The organism is Oscillochloris sp. ZM17-4 (assembly GCF_019599295.1).
Classification (GTDB): domain Bacteria; phylum Chloroflexota; class Chloroflexia; order Chloroflexales; family Chloroflexaceae; genus Oscillochloris.
The window spans coordinates 51,533-54,848 of record NZ_JAIEWN010000009.1 but is presented as its reverse complement, the minus strand read 5'-3'; the positions used below and the strand labels follow the sequence as shown (position 1 = coordinate 54,848).

Annotated in this window: 5 protein-coding genes; 3 read left to right on the top strand and 2 right to left on the bottom strand. The window is 65.9% G+C overall.

Annotated features, from left to right (window positions below; translation table 11 throughout):
• Positions 1 to 75: 75 nt before the first annotated feature.
• Both K2Z83_RS09410 and K2Z83_RS09405 read left to right on the top strand, forming a co-directional pair.
• Complete coding sequence (locus tag K2Z83_RS09410) at positions 76 to 576, top strand: Crp/Fnr family transcriptional regulator (RefSeq protein ID WP_220594915.1); 501 nt, start codon at positions 76 to 78, stop codon at positions 574 to 576.
• Between the two features lie 73 nt (positions 577 to 649).
• Positions 650 to 1,357 (top strand): response regulator transcription factor, encoded by a 708-nt coding sequence (locus K2Z83_RS09405; RefSeq protein WP_220594914.1) that lies wholly within the window; start codon positions 650 to 652, stop codon positions 1,355 to 1,357.
• On the opposite strand, the gene K2Z83_RS29835 is transcribed toward K2Z83_RS09405, so the two are convergent.
• A complete protein-coding gene (locus K2Z83_RS29835) occupies positions 1,347 to 1,910 on the bottom strand; it encodes a diguanylate cyclase domain-containing protein (RefSeq protein ID WP_220594913.1) in 564 nt (187 codons plus the stop codon). The two genes, K2Z83_RS09405 and K2Z83_RS29835, sit on opposite strands and share 11 nt — an antisense overlap.
• A 325-nt stretch (positions 1,911 to 2,235) precedes the next feature.
• The gene (locus K2Z83_RS09395) at positions 2,236 to 2,958 is read right to left on the bottom strand and encodes a sortase (RefSeq protein WP_220594912.1); all 723 of its coding nucleotides are present in this window, start codon (positions 2,956 to 2,958) and stop codon (positions 2,236 to 2,238) included.
• 196 nt (positions 2,959 to 3,154) lie between these two features.
• On the opposite strand from K2Z83_RS09395, the gene K2Z83_RS09390 reads away from it, so the two are divergent.
• On the top strand, positions 3,155 to 3,316 hold a 162-nt coding region (locus K2Z83_RS09390), incomplete at its 3' end, for an SDR family NAD(P)-dependent oxidoreductase (protein ID WP_220595000.1).

Genomic DNA, 3,316 nt, shown 5'->3' with positions numbered 1-3,316 from the left:
AGCATCATCGCCGAGCAGCGCCGGGCGATTATGCTATACTGTACCTCCCTATAAAACTCACGAGGAATATCACCGATGAGTGCGAACATCGTGGAGCACCTGCGCCGCGTCGAAGTCTTTGGCGGCCTGACTGATGAAGAGACCCTCCAGATCGCCACCCTCTGCCGTGTTCAGAAGATGGGTGCCGGCCAGGTTGTGTTCGACGAGGGCGATGACGGCGATGAGCTGATCATCATTATGGAAGGCTGCGTGCGCGTCTCCCTGATCACCCGCTCGTCCCAGGGCGCGATGACCCCCAGCACGATCAATATGCTCTACGGCGGCCAGAGCTTCGGCGAGATGGTGCTGCTCGGCGGGGCCACCCGCTCCGCCACCGTGACCTGCGTGGACCCCTGTGTCTTCCTGGTGATCAAGGAGCGCGAGTTCGCCGCGCTCTGCGACCGGAACCCGCGCATCGGCTACAAGGTCATGCGCAACATGGCCTCGGACCTCTCCTACAAGCTGCGCTCCTCCAACCTGCTCCTGCGCGGCAACATCCGCTGGCAGGCCGGCGAGCTCGGGCGGCGGCCGTCATAATGTTGAATGTTGAATTGAACCCAATTCAGAATTCAGAATTCAACATTCAACATTCAACATTCAACATTCATTTATGCAGCGCATCCTGATCGTCGATGATGAGCCCGCGATCGTGGCCGCTATCCGCGAGCGCCTGGAGCGCGAGGGCCTCGCCGTGCAGTCCGTCGGCAGCGGCGAGGCCGCCCTCGCCGCCGTCGCCGAGCGGCTGCCCGACCTGCTCCTGCTCGATGTCGGCCTGCCTGGCATCGATGGCTTCGAGGTGCTGCGCCGCCTGCGCGAGCGCGGCCAGGAGGCTCCAGTGATCCTCCTCACCGCCCGCGGCGATGAGATCGACCGCGTGGTCGGGCTGGAGCTCGGCGCCGACGACTATGTCGTCAAGCCCTTCTCCGTGCGCGAGCTAGCCGCCCGCGCCCGCGCCCTCCTGCGCCGATCCGCTGAGGTGGCCGCCCTGCGCGCCCGCCTCGCCGAGACATCCCCGACTCCCCCCGCCGCCGCGCGCCGCCTGGAGATCGACCAGCCCCGCCGCCGCGCCGCCTTCCAGGGGGCCGCCCTCGACCTGCGACCCCGCGAGTTCGAGCTGCTCGCCTTCCTCGCCCGCAGCCCCGGCCAGGTCTTCAGCCGCGACGCCCTGCTCCGCCATGTCTGGGGGCAGGAAGACTACCTCGACGCGCGGACGGTCGATGTCCACATCCGCCGCCTGCGCGCCAAGATCGCCGAGGTTAACCCCGAGGCCGACATCATCCAGACCGAGTGGGGGGTCGGCTATCGGCTCAGTGAGTAGGGCTGAAGAAGGTGTACCCTAGCCCGCGCTGCTTCGCGCGATACATCGCCTCATCGGCGCACTCGATCAGGACGTCGCCGCCGCCAAGCCGGGCCACCAGATCCGTCTTCCGCACGCTCTTGAGCAAGCGCTGCGCGGTCACCTGGAGCGCAATATCCCCGCTGCGGTGGCCGAGCGTATCGTTGATCTGCTTGAAGCGATTCAGGTCCAGCATCAGCACCGCCAGCCGCGTGCCATCGCGGCCCTTCAGAAAATAGGCGCTCTGCTCGCGATACTTGCCCTCGTCGGACGGGCTCGTCGAGGCGATGACCTGACCGCTGTCCGGGTGGAGCACAAACAGCCGAAGAAACGGCAGGCCCGCCCCAACGCGGGAACGGAGCTCCGCCACCAGCTGCCCATGGGCGACTGGCAGATCCGCCGCGACAAGCTGCTCGACATCAGCCAGCACGACGGGCGAGCGGCTGAAACCGAGCAGGTCAGACTGACGATCAGCCAGCCAGCCGTCGAGGGCCGCGCGCTTCTCGATCGCGGTCGAGTAGAGCTCAGCCTCCACGGCCCGCTGGAGCGAGCCGCGCGCGCTCGAGTAGACCAGCCCGCTGAGGCCGCCGATCAGCAGCGCAGCGAACGTGGTGAACAGGAGGACAATGCGGGGGTGAGCGTGAGTCGCATAGAAGCACCAGCAGACTCAGGGCGACACATCGCGAGCCCGACGCGAGGAAGCAACACATACGTCTGCTTCACAATCCAGCGAAGGAGGCACCGCTCTGTTCAGCACACCGAGTATATATCGCTAGTGTCTCACTATAACATGGGGGGGCATGGCCTCAAGCAATAAAAGCGCAACGATGAGATGATATTTGAGGTATTTATCACGATTTTCAATCCCCGGCCGGCTCGGCAATCGTGATCAGCCGGTGGCTCAGCTCCACGCTATCATCCACCACCACCTTATCGCCGATGCAGGAGACCATCGTCAGCAGCTCGCGGCCCTGGGGCAGGATGAACTCGACCTGGTCGGGCGTCACCTGGACCTGGCGGGTCACCACGTAGCGGCGGGCGGTGCCGGCCGCGTCGTAGAGGGTGATCTCTGCGCCCACCGCCAGCTCCTTGAGCCGAGCGAAGGGCGCGGGGAGATCGGGCCGCGACCGAAAGCGCAGCACGTGGCCCCAGAGCACGATATTCTCGCCCTCGCCGATGCGCGCGCTCAGGTTGTACCAGCCCACATCATGGTTCGGCACGATCGGCACGCGCTGGCTGTCGAGGCCCACCGAAACGAGCGGGCGATCCAGGCCGATCGCAGCGATCTCCAGCCGCACTGGCGCGCGCGAGACGGCGGATGTTGGCAGGGCCGTCGCCGTCGGCAGGGCTGTCTCGGTCGGCAGGGCCGTCGCCGTCGGCAGGGCCGTCGCCGTCGGCAGGGCCGTCGCTGTCGAGATCGGGCGAGGCGTCGGCAGGGCCGTCGCCGTCGAGATCGGGCGAGGCGTTGCCGTCGGCGCGGGCACATCCGCCTGGGTAGGCGCGGTAGTCGGCGCCGTCGCGGAGGCCGGGGCTCCACATGCCGCCAGCAGGGCGCAAAACATGATCAGGTAGTAATGTTTCATGCAAGCAGTGTAGGGCCGAATGATTTGCGGCGCAAATGCTTCGGCCCTATAATCCAGAGACAAGATTGCAGATTGCAGATGTGGCGCAACAGAATGCGTGGCACCAGGCCAACCTGTAATACGCCCGATCCTTGGTGACGTGCGAGCATTCAGCATTCAACATTCAGCATCCAACACTTCCTCTAATGGGACACCCATGAAGCTCAAAGGACGAGTCGTCATCATCACCGGGGCGTCGAGCGGCGTCGGCTACGCCACCGCGCGCCTCTTCGCCCGCGAGGGCGCCACCGTGATCGCCGCCGCCCGCCGCCGCGACCGGCTCGACCACCTGGTGGCCGAGATCGCCACCGAGGGGCAC